Annotated in this window: 18 protein-coding genes; all 18 read left to right on the top strand. The window is 41.7% G+C overall.

Features of this window, described 5'->3' with window-relative positions; genetic code table 11:
• Window positions 1-18 precede the first annotated feature (18 nt).
• The 18 genes from F9B85_RS02690 to der all read left to right on the top strand — a co-directional run bounded on the left by F9B85_RS02690 (window position 19) and on the right by der (window position 18,341).
• Window positions 19-654, top strand: a complete 636-nt coding sequence (locus F9B85_RS02690) for a precorrin-2 dehydrogenase/sirohydrochlorin ferrochelatase family protein (RefSeq protein WP_243138041.1) — start codon at window positions 19-21, stop codon at window positions 652-654.
• Entirely contained in the window at window positions 630-1,955 is a 1,326-nt protein-coding gene (gene hemA / locus F9B85_RS02685) for a glutamyl-tRNA reductase (protein ID WP_151618198.1), read from the top strand. Before F9B85_RS02690 ends, hemA begins: the two co-directional genes overlap by 25 nt.
• Complete coding sequence (gene hemC, locus F9B85_RS02680; RefSeq protein WP_151618196.1) at window positions 1,955-2,914, top strand: hydroxymethylbilane synthase; 960 nt, start codon at window positions 1,955-1,957, stop codon at window positions 2,912-2,914. Before hemA ends, hemC begins: the two co-directional genes overlap by 1 nt.
• Window positions 2,914-4,452: a uroporphyrinogen-III C-methyltransferase gene (cobA, locus tag F9B85_RS02675; protein WP_151618411.1), complete on the top strand. Its 1,539-nt coding sequence runs from the start codon at window positions 2,914-2,916 to the stop codon at window positions 4,450-4,452. The genes hemC and cobA overlap by 1 nt, the downstream gene beginning before the upstream one ends.
• A gap of 98 nt (window positions 4,453-4,550) precedes the next feature.
• Window positions 4,551-5,729, top strand: coding sequence for a putative heme d1 biosynthesis radical SAM protein NirJ1 (gene nirJ1 / locus F9B85_RS02670; protein WP_151618194.1), 1,179 nt, complete (start codon window positions 4,551-4,553; stop codon window positions 5,727-5,729).
• A gap of 32 nt (window positions 5,730-5,761) precedes the next feature.
• On the top strand, window positions 5,762-6,757 hold the full coding sequence (gene hemB / locus F9B85_RS02665; protein WP_151618192.1) for a porphobilinogen synthase: 996 nt from the start codon (window positions 5,762-5,764) through the stop codon (window positions 6,755-6,757).
• An 18-nt stretch (window positions 6,758-6,775) separates the two neighbouring features.
• A complete protein-coding gene (gene nirJ2 / locus F9B85_RS02660) occupies window positions 6,776-7,771 on the top strand; it encodes a putative heme d1 biosynthesis radical SAM protein NirJ2 (protein WP_151618190.1) in 996 nt (331 codons plus the stop codon).
• Between the two features lie 3 nt (window positions 7,772-7,774).
• A complete protein-coding gene (gene ahbA / locus F9B85_RS02655; RefSeq protein ID WP_151618188.1) occupies window positions 7,775-8,230 on the top strand; it encodes a siroheme decarboxylase subunit alpha in 456 nt (151 codons plus the stop codon).
• A 44-nt stretch (window positions 8,231-8,274) separates the two neighbouring features.
• Entirely contained in the window at window positions 8,275-8,751 is a 477-nt protein-coding gene (gene ahbB / locus F9B85_RS02650) for a siroheme decarboxylase subunit beta (protein ID WP_151618186.1), read from the top strand.
• A gap of 14 nt (window positions 8,752-8,765) precedes the next feature.
• Complete coding sequence (gene hemL / locus F9B85_RS02645) at window positions 8,766-10,076, top strand: glutamate-1-semialdehyde 2,1-aminomutase (RefSeq protein WP_151618184.1); 1,311 nt, start codon at window positions 8,766-8,768, stop codon at window positions 10,074-10,076.
• Between the two features lie 3 nt (window positions 10,077-10,079).
• Window positions 10,080-10,337 carry a hypothetical protein gene (locus F9B85_RS02640; RefSeq protein ID WP_151618183.1) on the top strand — a complete coding sequence of 86 codons (258 nt, stop codon included), beginning with the start codon at window positions 10,080-10,082 and terminating at the stop codon, window positions 10,335-10,337.
• A 237-nt stretch (window positions 10,338-10,574) separates the two neighbouring features.
• Window positions 10,575-12,275 carry a biosynthetic-type acetolactate synthase large subunit gene (ilvB, locus tag F9B85_RS02635; protein WP_151618181.1) on the top strand — a complete coding sequence of 567 codons (1,701 nt, stop codon included), beginning with the start codon at window positions 10,575-10,577 and terminating at the stop codon, window positions 12,273-12,275.
• Window positions 12,276-12,279: 4 nt separating this feature from the next.
• Window positions 12,280-12,783: an acetolactate synthase small subunit gene (gene ilvN / locus F9B85_RS02630; RefSeq protein WP_151618179.1), complete on the top strand. Its 504-nt coding sequence runs from the start codon at window positions 12,280-12,282 to the stop codon at window positions 12,781-12,783.
• Window positions 12,784-12,804: 21 nt separating this feature from the next.
• The gene (fni, locus tag F9B85_RS02625; RefSeq protein WP_151618177.1) at window positions 12,805-13,869 is read left to right on the top strand and encodes a type 2 isopentenyl-diphosphate Delta-isomerase; all 1,065 of its coding nucleotides are present in this window, start codon (window positions 12,805-12,807) and stop codon (window positions 13,867-13,869) included.
• A gap of 128 nt (window positions 13,870-13,997) precedes the next feature.
• Window positions 13,998-14,753, top strand: coding sequence for a hypothetical protein (locus F9B85_RS02620; protein ID WP_151618175.1), 756 nt, complete (start codon window positions 13,998-14,000; stop codon window positions 14,751-14,753).
• The gene (locus F9B85_RS02615) at window positions 14,710-15,570 is read left to right on the top strand and encodes a hypothetical protein (RefSeq protein ID WP_151618173.1); all 861 of its coding nucleotides are present in this window, start codon (window positions 14,710-14,712) and stop codon (window positions 15,568-15,570) included. The genes F9B85_RS02620 and F9B85_RS02615 overlap by 44 nt, the downstream gene beginning before the upstream one ends.
• A gap of 60 nt (window positions 15,571-15,630) precedes the next feature.
• Window positions 15,631-17,007: a DUF512 domain-containing protein gene (locus tag F9B85_RS02610; RefSeq protein ID WP_151618171.1), complete on the top strand. Its 1,377-nt coding sequence runs from the start codon at window positions 15,631-15,633 to the stop codon at window positions 17,005-17,007.
• A 17-nt stretch (window positions 17,008-17,024) separates the two neighbouring features.
• A complete protein-coding gene (gene der / locus F9B85_RS02605) occupies window positions 17,025-18,341 on the top strand; it encodes a ribosome biogenesis GTPase Der (RefSeq protein WP_151618169.1) in 1,317 nt (438 codons plus the stop codon).
• The last annotated feature ends 25 nt before the right edge of the window (window positions 18,342-18,366 follow it).

Genomic DNA, 18,366 nt, shown 5'->3' with positions numbered 1-18,366 from the left:
CAGGAGAAAGGGGATAGCGTGTTGTATCCTATAATGTTGAAGCTAGAAAGTCGACGTTGCCTTGTGGTGGGAGGCGGCAAAGTTGCAGAACGTAAAATTGCCAGCCTTCTAGAAGCAGGTGCAATGGTTGATGTGATCAGTCCTCTGATCACATCAACCATTCAAAATTGGGTTGACCAAGGATTGTTACGCTATCAATCGCGTGGCTACCAGGAAGGTGATGCAGTCGGCTATTTTTTAGTGATTGCAGCCACTGACTTGAGTGATATTAACGAAAAGGTAGTATGTGATTGTAGTCAGCGCAATATCCTGATTAATACTGTGGACAATCCTCATCTTGGTAACTTTTATGTACCAGCTACTTTTCGTAGAGGCGATTTATTGATTGCCATCTCTACAGGTGGGGCTAGCCCAGCTGTCGCAAAGAGGATACGCCAAGACTTGGAAGTCCAATTTGGAGAGGAGTATGGAAAGTTTCTGTCTTTGATGGCTCAATTGCGTGAACAGGTCCTGAAAGAAGTCCCTTGCCCTGTGCGTCGCAAAGCAATTTTTGACAGTCTAGCCGACGCCAACCTTTTGGAGCTCATCAAGTGTGGTGAAGAAAAACGCTTAAAGGAGCGAATCGCCCAGTGTTTATCTTCGTCGTCGGATTAAACCACAAATCAGCACCTATTGAAGTGCGTGAACAATTAACTTTTTCAGAAAGCACTATTGGAGATGCTCTTCTGCGCTTAAAAAGTGAAAAAGCTATTGATGGTTGTGCTATTTTATCCACTTGTAATCGCACGGAAATCTACTGTGCAACAACAGATTTGGAAAAAGGCTTAACAGCAGTACGGCGCTTTGTAACGCAGTCAGGGCCTCTTGAAATCAACAACTTTGCTAATTACTTTTACACGCACAGCATCTACGATGCCATTCGACACTTGTTTCGTGTTGCTGCTGGACTGGATTCAATGGTTCTAGGAGAAACTCAGATTCTTGGACAAGTCCGGAAAGCTTACCAGATAGCTTGTGATTATGAGGCTTCAAATAGTGTACTCAACACTTGGTTTCAGCAAGCTATCACCGTCGGTAAGAGAGTAAGATTTGAAACAGGTATTGATCAGAATCCTGTTTCCATCTCTTATACAGCCGTAGAACTGGCGAGACAAGTATTTGAATCCCTAGATGGAAAAAGGTCTTTGATCTTAGGCGCTGGAAAAATGAGTGAATTGACTTTAAAGCATCTTTGTGCCAATGGTGTTTCAACAGTTATGGTAGCCAATCGTTCATTTGAAAGAGCCCAGACTTTGGCAAACCAGTTTGGGGGATTGGCCATCCCCTTCTCTGAAATGGATACTTATATGGCAGAAGCTGATATCATTATTTCTTGTACAGCTGCAAGTCATTATGTAATTAGAAAAAGTATGATCGAAAAAGTAATGGCTCAGCGGTCAGAGCAACCTCTTTTCTTGATTGATATTGCTGTGCCACGAGATGTGGAACCTGCTGTTGGTACTGTCAAAGGCGTTCATCTTTTTGATGTTGATGATTTGCAAAATGTGATTGACCAGAACTTAGCAGAACGGCGAAAAGCAGCTTCTCAGGCTGAGTTAATCATTGAACAGGAAATTAATAAATTTCTTAAATGGCTTAATTCTCTCTTTGTAGTTCCTACTATCATTGCCTTGAAATCAAAAGGCGAATCCATCAAAAATAAAGAGTTAGAGCGAGTACTCGCTAAACTCAAAAACCTCTCAGAAAAAGAACAAAATGCTATAGGAGCATTGGCTTCTTCACTGGTCAACCAAATACTTCACGATCCGATTACACAGATCCGACATTATGCTTCTAGTCCTGAAGGTCATCTCTACTCAGAGATCTTACAAAATCTCTTCCAGCTTGAGGTGGCAGGACAAAAGCACAAGAAAAAGAAGAATGTCGAATACTCTGAGACAAGGAGCCAGAAGTGATGTCAGCAATCATAAAACGACCTATTGTTATTGGAACTCGAGATAGTGCTCTCGCTTTATGGCAAACGAACTGGGTTTTAGGTAGGCTTAAAGAGCTTTTTCCTGAACAGTCTTTTGAAGTGAAAGCCATAAAAACTAAAGGTGACAAAATTTTAGATGTAGCTTTGGCCAAAATTGGAGACAAAGGTCTTTTTACGAAAGAACTAGAAGTAGCTATGCTCGAAGGCGAGATTGACATGGCTGTGCATTCTCTGAAAGATATGCCAACGCAATTACCTGAAGGTCTTGTTATTGGAGCTATTTGTGAACGTGAAGACTGTCGTGACGTTTTCATTTCACCAAGTGGAACAAAAATAGAAGATCTACCTGAAGGAGCTAAAGTAGCTACTTCAAGTTTACGTCGCAAATCTCAACTATGGAAATGGAGACCAGATCTAGAGCTTGTTGATATTCGAGGTAATTTACAAACTAGGATGCGCAAGCTGGAAGAGCAAAAGCTTGATGGTCTCATCTTAGCGGCCGCCGGGGTTATTCGTCTCGGTTGGGCTGATAAAATAACGCAATATATACCTACGGACTTAATTCTACCTGCCGTCGGTCAGGGCTCTATTACTATCGAAATGCGAGAAGGAGACGAAGAAATTGCTTCTTTCGTTGCTCCTCTGAACCATGAGGCCTCTGCACTTGCAATTCGAGCTGAAAGAGCACTGATGCGCAAACTAGAAGGCGGTTGCCAAGTACCGATTGGAGCCCTTGGATCTTTACAAGGACAAGGTGAAAATAGACGTCTCGTACTCAATGGTCTCGTTGCTTCCCTCGATGGTCGTAATATTTGCCAAGAACAAATAGAAGGGAATACTGATGAGCCTGAAGAAATCGGTTTACGTCTGGCAGAGCGTCTGCTCCAATTAGGTGCCAGGGAGATACTAAATGATGTGAGACAGGAGTCGAAGCAGTGATGAATCCAAAAAATGTAGGCAAAGTTTATCTAGTCGGCGCAGGGCCGGGAGATCCCGGACTCATCACCGTAAAAGGCTTACAATGCATTCAAAAAGCTGAGGTGCTTGTTTATGATCGCCTCGCTGGTCATCGGCTTTTGACCTATGCTAGACCTGATGCAGAGCTAATCTTTGTTGGTAAAGGCCCCGATCTTCATGTGTATAAGCAAGAAGAGATTAATGAAGTGTTGAAGCAAAAAGGTCTAGAAGGCAAGATTGTAACAAGACTCAAAGGTGGCGACCCTTACGTTTTCGGACGGGGTGGAGAAGAAGCAGAAGTGCTCAAGGAAGCCGGAGTTCCTTTTGAAGTTGTACCCGGTATTACTTCAGCTATTTCTGTTCCTGCTTACGCAGGTATTCCAGTAACGCACCGTGACTTTACGTCAAACTTTGCTGTAATTACAGGTAACGAAGACCCCAACAAAGAAGATTCCGCCATTGACTGGGCTAAAATTAGCACTGGCATAGGTACACTTGTATTCCTCATGGGTATGGGCAACTTGCCGCTGATTGTGAAAAAATTAATCGAAAACGGTAGAGATGCCGAAACACCTGTTGCATTAATTCGCTGGGGAACTCGTCCTGAGCAGAAGACATTAACAGGTACATTGACTAACATAGTTGATCGTGCCAAAGAAGAAAATTTCAAAAACCCAGCAATCATCATTGTTGGTGAAGTTGTAAAACTTCGCGACACCTTGAACTGGTTTGAGAAAAAGCCTCTCTTCGGCAAACGAGTCGTTGTTACTCGTTCTAGACAACAAGCCTCTGCATTTGCAGCTAAGCTAGAAGGCCTAGGAGCAGAGCCTTGGGAGTTCCCAACGATTGACATTCAAGATCCAGAAGATCTTGCACCTTTGCATCAAGCTATTGAGAAGATTCATGAATACGAATGGATCGTATTTACTTCTCCAAACGGTGTTCAACGCTTCTTTGCTCGTTACTTCGAAGCTGGTAACGATATTCGTGATCTAGCAGGAGTTCGTCTCTGTGCTATTGGTCCACAAACGAAAAAAGAGTTGGCTAAGTTTGGTCTTAAAGTTGACTATGTACCAGAAGAATATAGAGCAGAAGCGATTATTGAAGGTCTTAAAGATCTGGACTGGAAAGGTCGTAAAGTATTATTACCAAGAGCCGACATTGCTCGCAAAATCCTGCCAGAAGCTCTAGCCGAATTTGGTGCTCAAGTAGACGACGTTGTTGCTTATAGAACTGTACGAGGCGGCGGTGACGCCAAACTTCTTCGTCAGATGTTAGCAGAAAAGATGATTCATGCAGTAACCTTTACAAGCTCTTCTACAGCACGCAACTTTGTGGAAATGCTTGGTGTGGAGACTCAAGAAGAGTTAATTAATCTTCTTGAAGGTGTAACACTAGCATCTATCGGACCTGTTACTTCAGGAACAATGGTTGAACTAGGACTTACTGTTGATCTAGAAGCCACGGAATATACTATTCCAGGATTGACAGAAGCCTTGTTAAAGCACTGGGGTTTATAAGAGATACTTCCTAAATACTGCACTACAGCACAATTTAAGAGTAGCCCGCTGGGGTTATGGGAACACCTAGCGGGCTTATCAAGGAGAGGAAGAACTTTATGATCGGTGTAAGCAAACTACTATGTGATACAGAAAACTTTGGAGATCGTCTCCGCTATGCTCATGGCTCACAAGGCCAAAAGCATGGTGCTGTTGCTGGTTACGGACCTGTTGTAGCTTGGAACGTTTCCAGAACTTGCAATCTTAACTGCATTCATTGTTACTCTGACTCAGAAGATAAAGATTATCCTGGCGAGTTGACTACTGAAGAAGCAAAAAAATTCATTGACGATCTGGCTGACTTTAATGTCCCCGTTTTACTTCTTTCTGGTGGCGAGCCATTGATGCGTCCCGACATATTTGACCTAGTAGCTCATGCTTGTAAACATAACATACGTGTTACTTTCTCTACTAACGGAACTTTAATCACACCTGATATTGCCAAAGAGATCAAAAAGTATGGCGTAGGCTATGTAGGCATCAGCCTTGACGGTATTGGCGAGAACAATGACCGTTTCCGCGGCAAAAAAGGTGCTTTTGATGAAGCTCTAGAAGGTATTCGCAACTGCTTAGCTATTGATCAGCGCGTTGGCTTGCGTTTTACTATCAATCGTCACAACTTTAATCAACTAGAAGATATTTTCAATTTGATTGAAGAAGAAAAAATTCCTCGTGTTTGCTTCTATCATCTCGTTTACTCTGGTCGCGGCGGTAGCATGATGGAAGAAGATATTACTCATGAAGAATCTCGTCAAGCTATGGATCTAATCATGAATAAAGCTTTAGAATTCCAGAGTAAGAATTTCGATTGCGAGATCCTGACTGTTGATAATCATGCTGATATCGTCTACCTCTATCTACAAATGTTGAAAAAAGACCCAGCTAGAGCCGAAAAGATTTGGAAGTTGATGCAGTTTAACGGTGGAAACCGTACTGGTATTGCTTTCTCTAACGTTGATTCACAAGGTTTTGTACATCCTGACCAATTTACACAAAACCATACTTTTGGCAACGTAAAAGAAAGACCTTTCAAAGAAATTTGGACTGACACTAGTAAAAACGAGATTTTGGCAGGCTTAAAAGATCGTAAGCCTCTACTCAAAGGTCGTTGTTCTCAGTGTAAATGGATTAATGTATGTAACGGTAACTTCAGAGCTCGTGCAGAAGCTGTAACAGGTGACTTCTGGGAGTCAGATCCAGCTTGCTACCTTACTGATGAGGAAATTGGTTTAAAATAAAACCTTCAGAGTTTTTTGGAGGCGTTTGCATAATGAAAGATATCTATCCTGGTTTTCCAGTACAAAGGCTACGCCGCTTAAGGGAGAAAGCTGTTTTGCGTCAGATGGTTCGAGAGAACCATTTGACGCCTGATGACTTAATCTACCCCCTATTTGTCATACCTGGTGAGAATAGAACTAATCCTGTATCTTCTATGCCTGGTGTGAGTCAGCTATCCATTGATTTGCTTGTAGAAGAAGCTATTGATGCTTATAAAGTTGGAGTAAAGGCTGTCGAAGTCTTTGGCATACCTCCTCATAAAGACGAAGTAGCTTCCGGAGCTTATGATCCTAATGGTATTGTACAAGACGCGGTACGGACTCTCAAAAAAGCTTGTCCTGAACTATACGTAATTACCGATGTATGTCTTTGTCAATTTACTAATCATGGGCACTGCGGTATTGTGGAAGAAGGCAAAATACTCAACGATCCCTCCCTTGATTACTTAGCAAAGACAGCTCTATCTCATGCTGAAGCTGGAGCTGATATGGTAGCACCTTCTGATATGATGGATGGAAGAGTGGCGGCTATTCGTCAAGCTCTTGACAAAGGTGGCTATGAACATATTCCCATAATGTCTTATTCAGCCAAATATGCATCAAGCTTTTATGGCCCTTTTCGTGAAGCGGCTGAATCAGCACCGCTGTGGGGCGATCGACGCACTTACCAGATGGATGCAGGCAACAGCGAGGAAGCAATTCGCGAAACAGCCTTGGATATCCAAGAAGGTGCCGATATCGTTATGGTCAAACCAGGCATGGCTTATATGGATATTGTAAGAAGATTAAAAGATAATTTCGGTCTACCTGTGGCCGTTTATAATGTTTCTGGAGAATATGCCATGGTAAAAGCGGCGGCAGAAAAAGGCTGGATTAATGAGCAAAGAATTGTTCTAGAGTTACTGCTCAGCTTCAAACGTGCTGGTGCAGACTTGATTATTACCTACCATGCCAAAGATGCAGTACGCTGGTTGAAAGAACAGGCCTAGAAAGGAAGGAACTCAAGGATGATTATTTCTTGGAATACAACTAATGATTGTAATATGTTCTGCGATCACTGCTATCGCGATGCCGGGGTAAAAGCTAATGAGGAACTTTCCACAGAAGAAGGTAAAAATTTAATCGATGAGATTGCTAAAGCAGGCTTTAAGATTATGATTTTCTCCGGTGGCGAGCCTCTAATGCGCCCTGATATTATTGAACTTGTTGCTTATGCCACTTCCAAAGGCCTACGCTCCGTTTTTGGAACTAATGGTACCATGATAGACTTAAAAATGGCTCAGGATCTCAAAGATGCTGGTGCCATGGGTATGGGTATCTCGCTTGACTCTATGGACAAAGAAAAGCATGATCGTCTTCGTAAGTACGAAAATGCTTGGGATGAAGCTGTTCGTGGCATGGAAAACTGCCGTGCTGTAGGACTACCATTCCAGTTACATACGACTGTAATGGACTGGAATCGTCATGAAGTCAGTGCTATTACTGATTTTGCAGTTGAAATGGGTGCTGTAGGACACCATACTTTCTTCTTAGTACCAACTGGAAGAGCTGTGTCGATTGAAGAGGAATCTCTCCGTGCTGAAGAGTATGAGCAGATTCTAACTGAAATCATGGAAAAACAAAAAACTGTAGATATTGAGTTGAAACCTACTTGCGCACCTCAATTTATGCGTATTGCCAAAGAAATGGGCTTAAACTTACGCTATGGTCGTGGGTGCTTAGCAGGTACTCACTATTGCATCATTTCACCTGTTGGCGTGGTACAACCTTGCGCTTATCTAAACATATCGGCGGGTAATGTAAGAGAAAAGCCCTTCTCAGAGATCTGGACAGATGCACCAATCTTTAAAGAGCTCCGCACTTTAGACTACAAAGGTGGTTGTGCTAACTGCAAATATAAAGTTGCATGCGGCGGTTGTAGAGCTCGTGCTTACTTCTATCACAACGAAGATTTTATGGCTGAAGAGCCATGGTGCCTCTATCACGGTCGAAAGGGGTATTAAAGCATGATCCTAGATGAACTGGATCGCCGACTTCTCAACATAGTTCAGTCTTCTTTTCCTGTATCTGCAGAGCCTTACAAAGTTTTAGCAGAACAAATGGCTACAACAGAAGAAGAGATTATGAACCGTATCAATAAGCTCAAAGAAGAAGGTATCATTCGTCGTGTAGGTGGTGTCTTTGATTCTCGCAAGCTTGGATACAAATCAAGTCTTTGTGCAATGAAGGTTCCTGTGGACAAACTGAAAGAAGCAGAAGAAATTATTAACTCTTATCCTGGTGTAACGCACAATTACTTACGCGAACATGACTACAATATGTGGTTTACCTTAATCTCTCCTTCTGAAGAAGCAATGGAAGAGACACTTGATGAAATGAGAGCAAAAAGTGGTTGTGAGATACGGAACTTACCAGCCACTCGTTTCTTCAAGATTAAAGTAGACTTCAAATTAAAGAATTAATAGTAAAGTAAAAGATCAATGATTTAAGGAATGAGTGATTGGGCATGATCACAGAATTAGATAAAAAGTTGATTCGCTTCTTACAAGAAGACCTTCCTGTTACTTCCAGACCTTATGCAAAGATTGCTCAGGAATTGGAAATCACAGAAGAGGAAGTTTTATCTCGAATTACAAAATACTTAGAAGAAGGATCCATGCGTCGCTTTGGTGTAGCCTTGCGTCATCATAAAGTAGGTTTTACAGCCAATGGCATGGGTACTTGGGATGTACCAGAAGAACGGGCAGAGGAAGTTGGCAAAATCATGGCTTCTTTTCCCGAAGTATCCCATTGCTATCAGAGACCTCGCTTTGATGGATGGCCATACAGTCACTTTACAATGTTGCATGGTCAAACAAGAGAAGAATGCGAAGCTATTGCTAAGCGCATCTCTGAAGCGACAGGAATTACCAACTATGGACTCCTATTTTCTACAGCAGAGCTGAAAAAAACCAGCATGCGATATTTTATGGAAGAAAAGTAAGGAGGTCTAGAGGGTTGCATAAAGGTTACCAGCGCTCTGAAACTCTTTTTGCTGAAGCAAAAAAATTGATCCCCGGTGGCGTTAATAGCCCTGTTCGTGCCTTTAAAGCTGTAGGTGCTAATCCTGTTTTTATTGATCGAGCAGAAGGCCCTTACCTATATGATGTAGACGGTAATCGATATATCGATTACGTTTTATCTTGGGGACCTATGATTGTGGGGCACGCTAATGAGGAAGTATCATTAGCCTTGAAGGAAGCTATTAATCGTGGAACTTCTTACGGAGCACCAACAGAATTAGAAACTCGCCTTGCTCAACTAATTCTAGATGCTTTCCCGGCTATGGATATGGTTAGAATGGTTAACTCTGGTACAGAAGCTACGATGAGTGCTTTACGTTTAGCGAGAGGCTATACAGGCCGTAGCAAAATTGTAAAGTTTGAAGGATGCTACCATGGTCATGCCGATAGCTTACTGATCAAAGCAGGCTCCGGTGCATTGACCCTTGGCGTACCTACAAGCCCTGGTGTTCCAGCTAATATTGCTAACAATACAATTACGGCACCTTATAATGACTTAGAAACACTTCGTCAGATCTTTGAGGAAGCTGGAGAAGACATTGCTGCTGTAATCATAGAAGGTGTACCTGGCAATATGGGTTGTATTCCACCAAAAGAAGGATATCTACAAGGTCTTCGTGATCTTACTCGCCAATACGGTGCATTGATGATCATGGATGAAGTGATGAGTGGATTCCGTGTTGCCTATGGCGGTGCTCAAGTCCTTTACGACATAGAGCCAGATATTACTTGCCTGGGTAAGATTATTGGTGGCGGTCTACCTGTAGGCGCTTACGGTGGCAAAAAAGAAATCATGGAAATGATTGCACCAGCAGGTCCAATCTATCAGGCGGGCACACTTTCAGGAAATCCTCTGGCTATGACAGCAGGTATTGTTACTCTAGAAATTCTAAAGCGTCCAGGCACTTATGAAACGTTAGCTGAGAAAGCGCGATATGTTGCCGAAGGAATTGCTCAAGCAGCTGAAGATGCTGGAGTTCCTCTGTACAGTACTAGAGTTGGATCTATGTTTAGTGGATTCTTAACATCAGAGACTGTAGATGACTTCGCTTCTGCTTGTACTTCTGATGTAGAAGCTTTTGGCGCTTATTTTAGAGCTATGCTAGAAGAAGGCGTCTACCTTGCTTGCTCTCAGTTCGAAGCTGGATTTATGTCTTTAGCCCATAGTCAGGAAGATCTAGACTTTACTATCTCTGCTTCTCAAAAGGCTTTCCGTAAGGTTGCCGAAAGAAACGGTGGGAAATAAAGGGTGGATCGTAAAAAAATTGGCCGTCTTCTAACTCTGATCTTTGTTGTTGCATTTGCCGCTATAGTGTACTTTGCCTTTTTACAGGAAAGGAATCCTCACGGAGATTTGGAAGAATGGGAGCTAAAACACGGTGATGTAGTGCTTAATAACCAGAATCCGGAACGATTCTGTTATCAATGCCATACCGGAAGAGCTTCTTATTGTAACCAATGTCATGATGCCTACAATATTCAGTTGGAAGTACCCCTTCCTCAGTAGATGGCTCAATAACTCCGCAGTTCAAAGGAACTGCGGAGTTATATTTTTAAGAAAAAGTTCTATGGCATAAAAGGATTTTTTATAGCTGTATAGAATAGATTATGGATAGTAAAAAAGATTCTAAAATTTCAGTTTTATGCGAGGAAAGAATACCTCGGAATAGTCATCTTCGCCTCTCTTGCCTGAGGTGAAGTTTTTTGCTTTATTACCGATCAATAAAAAAAGAGGTGTCAAGTAATGAAGATGACCGGAGCACAGGCTGTTGTGACGAGTTTACAAAAAGAAGGGGTAGAAGTAATCTTCGGTTATCCTGGTGGAGGTGTTTTGCCTCTCTATGATGCCCTTTATGACTCCCCGCTTTACCATATTCTAACCCGTCATGAACAAGGTGCGGCCCACGCCGCTGATGGTTATGCTCGAGCTACAGGTAAAGTTGGTGTTGTCATTGCCACGTCAGGACCTGGGGCTACTAACTTAATCACTGGTATTGCCACGGCTAACATGGACTCTATACCTATGGTTTGTATTACTGGTCAAGTAGGTCTTTCAATTATTGGGAAAGACTCTTTTCAGGAAGCTGATATTACAGGGATTACCACGCCTATTACGAAGCATAACTACTTGGTGAAGAATCCAGCTGACTTGCCTCGTATTATACGTGAAGCTTTTTATATTGCTCAGACAGGACGTCCTGGTCCTGTTGTTATTGACATTCCCAAAGATGTTTTCACATCAACTATTGATTATCACTATCCTGATGATATTAAATTAAGAGGCTATAAGCCGATCTATGAGGGTAAAGCACAAGAGATAGAAGATACAGTAGCTGTTTTAAGAAAAGTCAAAAAACCACTTATTTTTGTAGGTGGTGGAGTTATTTCAGCTACAGCTACAGATTTATTAGGTAAACTAATTGATCAATATCAGATTCCCTTGATCAGCTCTTTTATGGGTCTCGGGACAATTCCAGCTAGTCACCCTTGCAACTTAGGTATGGTAGGAATGCATGGTACTGTTGCGGCCAATCGTGCTGTCATGGACTGTGATTTACTCATAGGTCTTGGCGTTCGTTTTGACGATCGTGTTACAGGATTGCTCTCAAAGTTTGCGCCCAATGCTAAGATTGTGCACTTTGACATTGACCCTGCTGAAGTTAATAAGAATGTTGAGACCAAACACCGAGTAATTGGTCACTTAAAATGGAGTTTACAAGCACTTCTGGAAAAAATGGCAGGACAAATTCCTGAAGAAACAAGAGCACAGTGGAATGTATGGTTAGAGCAAGTACAATGTTGTCATCGAGATAATCCACTTATTTTCAAAAAGACTGATAAAGTAATTAAGCCACAATATGTTCTTCAAGAGCTCGATCGACAGACAAAGAGTAATTATATAGTAGTTACAGATGTGGGACAGCATCAGATGTGGACGGCGCAGTACTACCAGTTTAATAGACCACGAACTCTCATATCTTCTGGCGGTTTGGGTACGATGGGCTTTGGTTTGCCAGCAGCTATAGGCGTACAAATGGCTTGTCCTGAAGAGTCTGTTTTATTAATTACAGGCGATGGATCTATCTTAATGAACTGTCAAGAGATTGCAACCTTAGTTGAGCATCAGTTGCCTGTCAAAGTAGCTATCATTAACAATCAGGCCTTGGGCATGGTACGACAGTGGCAAAGAATGTTTTTCCATCAAAGGTATTCCCATTCGCAATTTAACAATGGTGGTACTGACTATGTCCGTCTAGCCGAAGCTTTCGGAGCTACAGGACTAAGAGCTACCAAAATGGAAGAAGTTCCACAGATTATTGCTCAGGCCTTGGCTACTGATGGCCCTGTGTTTATGGATTTCCAAGTATGTTCTGAAGAAAATGTTTTACCTATGGTTCCAGCAGGAGCCTCTCTCGATCAAATGATAGAAGGGGCGGTGGATTAGAGTCATGCGTCACACTCTTGCCGTGCTTGTTGAGAATCGTCCTGGTGTGCTTGTTCATATCTCAGGCTTAATTGCTCGTCGTGCTTTTAACATTGAAAGTATATCGGCTGGTCATACGGAAGAGCCAGATATGACTCGTATTACTATCGTCGTCGATGGCGATGAACGCAATATTGAGCAAGTTGTTAACCAGCTCTCCAAACTAATTGATGTGATCAAAATTGTAGATCTAACAGAAGAACCTTCAATTGAGAGAGAATTGGCTCTAATAAAAGTAAAAGCTACACCAGATACGAGATCAGATATAGTAGATATTGTAGAGATTTTTAGAGCAAAAATAGTTGATATTAATAGGGAAACTATGGTTATAGAGTTGACGGGAGAAGAGCGCAAAATCGATGCACTTTGTCAAGTCTTACAAGATCATGGGATTGTAGAACTTGTTCGTACTGGCAAAACAGCTTTGTCACGCTATCCTGGCTCAGCCAAAGAGGATAAAGAGCAGTAAGCTTGGAGGGAATTGCTCTCTATGCATGAACTTAGAGAGACACGTAAAATTGAACACATCCGCCAATCCCTAGCTTTAGAAGATGGACCCTTATCGAATGGCTTTGCTGACGTGCACCTGATTCACAATGCTCTTCCTGAACTAAAAGTAGAAGATATAGATCTTTCTCTTACTTTTTTGGGTAAGAAGCTAGAAAAACCCATATTAATTAACGCCATTACAGGTGGACATCCTGCAGTAACAGAAATTAATCGTAAATTGGCTAATCTGGCAGCTCAAAAAAAGATTGCTATAGCTGTAGGCTCTCAAGCAGCTGGCTTACGCAACGCTGATGTTTGGTCCAGTTACAGTGTAGTACGTCAGATGAATCCTGATGGTGTCGTTATCGCTAATATTAACGCTGATACGCCTCTAAGAGGAGCACTTAAAGCAATCGATGTTATTGAAGCAGATGCCATACAGGTACACTTAAATGGTGCTCAGGAATTGGCTATGCGTGAAGGCGATAGAGATTTTACAGGTTGGGCTGGAATGATAAAAGAGCTAATTCGACATAGTCCTGTACCTGTTATTGTAAAAGAAGTTGGCTTTGGCATATCAAAAGAAGTAGCTCTTAGGCTTTGGGATATGGGTGTAACTTATCTAGATGTTGGCGGTGCAGGAGGTACAAACTTTGTTGCCATAGAACTGCGCCGACAGGAAGTAGAAGATCATAGCTTTGAAGCTTGGGGTATTCCGACAGCTATTACACTTGGTGAAGTAATGTATACTCTTCGACAAAATAGCTCTGATAGGGAAGACAGGCATGTAATTGCTACTGGCGGAATTCGTAACGGTTGGGAAGGTGCTAAAGCACTAGCAATGGGTGCAGACTTGATTGGCCTAGCAGGACCTTTGCTGAAGAGATTAGATCAAGAGCAAGCTATGGAAGAATTTATCGAGAACTTCCAGCAGGATCTCACCCGTGCTCTTCTATTGACAGGAAGTAAGAAATTAAAGGAATTGCGTCAACAACCCTGCGTTTATTCGGGCTTTGTAAAAACATGGTTCGAACAACGAGGAATCATCTTAAGTTCTTTAAGTTAAGAAACTTGAAAATCTTTATAAGCAATGGAAAGAAAGAGAAAGACTGTCGATATTTTTACGACAGTCTTTCTCTTTCTTTCGTTTGTTTACCTAATAAGCAGGGTAACATACAGGTGGAGGTGATCTTAATGCCTCGATATCCTTTTGGTACTATTGTAATGCTACTAAGTATGATTTTTGTTGTTTTTGACATGGCTAAAAGCTTACTAGACCGTTATAAGATTACAAAACCTATAGCTTTGGCCGTAATCTTACTTTGGTGGGCTACTTCTTTTTGGGAAGTGCCCATACAATGGGCGCCTTGGAATATAACAATAAATATTGGTGCTTTTCTGATGCCCTTATTGTTAGGCCTATTTTTGCTTATGAAATCATCAAGCACCTCTTTGCGTCTCTGGCTAGCTCTGGCCGTTGTAATTGTTAGTGGCTTAATTGGCCAGCTGGTCTTAGGATTTGACCAAGAACATTTTTTCTGGGATGGTCGTATCTTATTTGTTTTTGTTGGTGCTCTGTCGGCATTATTGATTACGGGGGAAGCAAGAACAGCTCTGATAGCTATTCTTTTAGGCCATCCTGTTGTAGAAGGAGTTGTAGCTTTTTTAGCAGGGCAAGGAAGGTTTGGAGACATTAGTGGTTATGTTTTAGGTACACCTATTGCTTTCGATCACGTAATATTAGCTCTGCTTTTCTTATGGCCTCTTTCTTTGTTGATGGAACGCTTCACTTCTTATGATGAAGTGGAGGAAAAAGCTTGGTTGCCCCTTTACTTTACAGAAGAGAGTAGTCAGGAAAAAGCAATCACCGAGATGAACGAGCTGAACGAGATGGATGATCAAGATAATGAAGCAACCTTGGTGGAACAGGAAGAATACAAAGCAAAATAATATAAACTCTCCTTATTTTGTGCTACCTCTCTTGGGAACTATTATTTTTTTTCTTTTTATTACTGTGCTTATTGCTGTACCTTTGTACTCAATTGCTTGGGATGTCATTGAAGAAGTTCCTCGTCAAGAAAGGCAAAAAATTATCACTTGGCCTGATCAAGGAAATCTAGGATGGACTAATAGGCACTGGGAACCTGGAGAAAGCTTCATAGACCCTGAAGGTAAGGCATGGAAGATAAGCTCTACCAGCTTTGGAGAAGTTTCTGTTTGGCCCTATGAGACTTTCTTATCCCTTCCTCCTGACTCTGTTTGTAATCAAGACTTCACCTCGCTAGCTTTTCATGTCTCTTTTCAGGAAAGCCAGGGATCGATTGTACTCATTTACCCTCAAAAAGCATTAGAAGAAGCTAGAATTTGGGAAAGAGTTCTAACGAAGCAAGGCTTCAAAGTGCACTTAAAAGATTACTCTACACAGATAAGTAGAGGACAGATCAAAGAGGCTTATGAAAAAGGTCCTTTAGCAATTATTAGACTCCATGAGAAAGGGCAATGGAACTGGGAAGATGCAGAAGGTACAGAAAAAGTTGCATTCCTATTAGATCGTCACCCAAGGGTACAATCTAATCTATCTTTTGTATTACGTTGGCAAGAAGAGTTGCCAAAAAAGTCGAAGGCTGTTATCATTTTTTGTCGTCAGTCTTATGGACAGCACCTTTTTCCTCGAACAGTTGACATTGTTGTCCCCCAAAGCTTTAAGCAAGAAGAAATTGAAACACTCTCTGCAAGCCTAGCCCGGGCTATAAAACCCTTTTCTTGACGAAAAGTAGTGAGTCCGTCATAATGGTGAGAAGGATGGAGAAAAAGGGAGGATCGGGCTGTGAACCCAGTAGGAGGGGTCATTGAGACTGTTGATCCAATGGGTCTTGGTGCCCGTATCGGTCTTAAAAAAGGAGATATTCTCTTAACTGTTAATGGTCAGGTTATTCATGACCTTTTAGACTATGGCTTTATGATTCGTCAAGAACGGGTGCAACTACAAGTAATTGCTCAAACCACCGGACAAGTCCGGTGGTTTGAGATTGAAAAAGATGAAGAGGACGACTTATCAATAGACTTTGCTCAGGCAACTTTTGACGGTATGCGCCATTGTCATAATCATTGTCTTTTCTGTTTTGTTGAGCAAATGCCTCCTGGTATGCGAAAGTCACTTTACGAAAAAGATGATGATTACCGCTACTCATTTTGGCATGGTAGCTTTATTACTTTAACGAATCTACGTGAAGAAGATTTTCAGAAATTACTTACTTTACGGCTTAGCCCTCTTTATATATCAGTACAAGCTACCGATGGTGAGGTTCGGAGCAAGTTATTAGGCCATAAGCAAGCAAGTCTGATTATGGAACGGTTGCAGAAAATTGTGGAAGCCCGTATACAAATCCATTGTCAGATTGTAGCCTGTCCTGGTATTAATGACGGAGAAGTACTTGCCAAAAGCTTAAAAGATCTTTGGTCATTAGGTTTTGGCTTAGCTTCAGTTGCCGTAGTTCCTGTAGGGTTAACGAGATTTAGAGAAAATCTACAGCCCTTACGGCCATTTCAAAAAAAAGAAGCTCAATCTGTTATAGAACTAATAGAGCAATGGCAAGAGAAAGCTTTAGAGGAGCGAGGAGAGAGAATTTTCTTTGCTGCTGATGAGTTTTACTTGCTAGCACAAAAAGAGCTTCCTGATGAAGATTCTTACGATGATTATTGTCAATTAGAAAACGGTGTCGGTGTAAGTCGTCTTTTTATGGAACAGTGGCAAACAGGTACAGAGAAGTGGATCACATCATTTATAGAAGTAAATGAAAGCTCCAGCAGACCTGATCATATCTACGTTATTACAGGTCAATCGGGTCGACAAGTTTTAGAGCCCTTGCTGAGAGAAGTAGAAAAAGCATACGGCTTAAGCTGGTCCTCCCTAGGTGTAGAAATTATATCTGTAGAGAATAAATTTTTTGGCTCTACTGTTACAGTGACAGGCTTATTAACAGGTAAAGATGTAGTTGAACATATCCTCAGTCACAAAAAGTCTATATCCTCAAATGATTTGTTAATTTTGCCATCTATTATGTTTCGCGCAGACGGAGATTTGACTTTGGATGATATGACAGTTGAAGAGATTTCTCATCAGATAGGTAATATTCCTATTAAGATTATAAATACGCAGGGAGATGCTTTATTGAAAGCCCTGCTCTGGCCTCTGGAAGCCTGAGGAAGGAAGGGACGATTATGGCGAAACCAATTGTCGCTATTGTAGGACGACCAAACGTAGGAAAATCAACACTCTTTAATCGCATCAGTGGAGGTAGGGTCGCCATTGTTGAAGATCAGCCTGGCGTAACACGGGATCGGATTTATCGTGATGCCAAATGGCTGGAACGCTCCTTTACATTAATTGACACCGGTGGATTGGAAATAGCTGAATACGAGAACCCCTTTTCTGATGTGGTTCGTGTACAAGCGGAGGTCGCCATTGCCGAAGCAGAGTTAGTCCTCTTTGTTGTAGACGGTAAGCAAGGGATAACGGGAGAAGATGAAAAAATTGCCGAGATTCTTAGAAAAACCAAAAAACCAGTCTTGTTAGTAGTCAATAAGATTGAAGACTTTGCTAAGAATCTGCATATGGAGTTTTATGCGCTAGGATTAGGCGATCCCATACCTATATCAGCCTCTCATGGTATGAATACAGGTGATCTGCTCGACATGGTTGTTGAGGCCTTGCCAGAGATTGAAGAGGATTATGCGCCTGATGTTGTTAAGATAGCTATTATAGGTCGTCCCAATGTGGGCAAATCTTCTTTAACTAATGCTTTGTTAGGGCAAGAAAGGGTAATCGTTTCTGATATCCCTGGTACTACTAGAGATGCTATTGATACGCCTTTTGAAAGAGATGGCAAAAATTATGTAGTAATTGATACAGCAGGGATGCGTCGTAGAGCAAGAGTCGATGAAGCTATAGAACGCTATAGTGTGATGAGAGCTTTACGGGCTGTAGATCGATCTGATGTTGTTCTAATGGTCATAGATGCTTCCCAAGGTGTAACAGAACAAGATAAAAAAATTGCGGGATATGCTCATGAAGGCGGCAAAGGTTGTATACTAGTACTAAACAAGTGGGATCTTGTTCCCAAAGATGAAAAAACTATGCAAAAGTATGACAAAGTAATTCGTTCTGAACTAGCTTTCATGCAATATGCACCGACTCTATACGTATCAGCCAAAACGGGACAGAGATTGCCCAAAATAGTCGAAATTATCGATTTTGTTGCTGAACAAACAAACCGTAGAATCAGCACTTCTATATTAAATGAACTGCTAGCTGATATTGTTCGCGTTACGCCACCGCCAACAGACAAAGGCAAAAAACTAAAGATCTACTATGTAACACAAGCTGGGGTAAAGCCGCCGACTTTTGTATTTTTTGTGAACGATGAAGAACTCTTTCACTTCTCTTATCGTCGTCATATTCAGAATCGCTTTCGTGAAACTTTTGGTTTTGAAGGTTCACCGATACGATTTTTTATCAGACAAAGAGAAAAAGATTAACCCTAAAGGCCTTGCGTTAAGGTAA

This window comes from Heliorestis acidaminivorans, assembly GCF_008933955.1.
Taxonomy (GTDB): Bacteria; Bacillota; Desulfitobacteriia; order Heliobacteriales; family Heliobacteriaceae; genus Heliorestis; species Heliorestis acidaminivorans.
The sequence above is the reverse complement of the archived record's forward strand: the minus strand, read 5'-3'. Positions and strand labels throughout refer to the sequence as shown.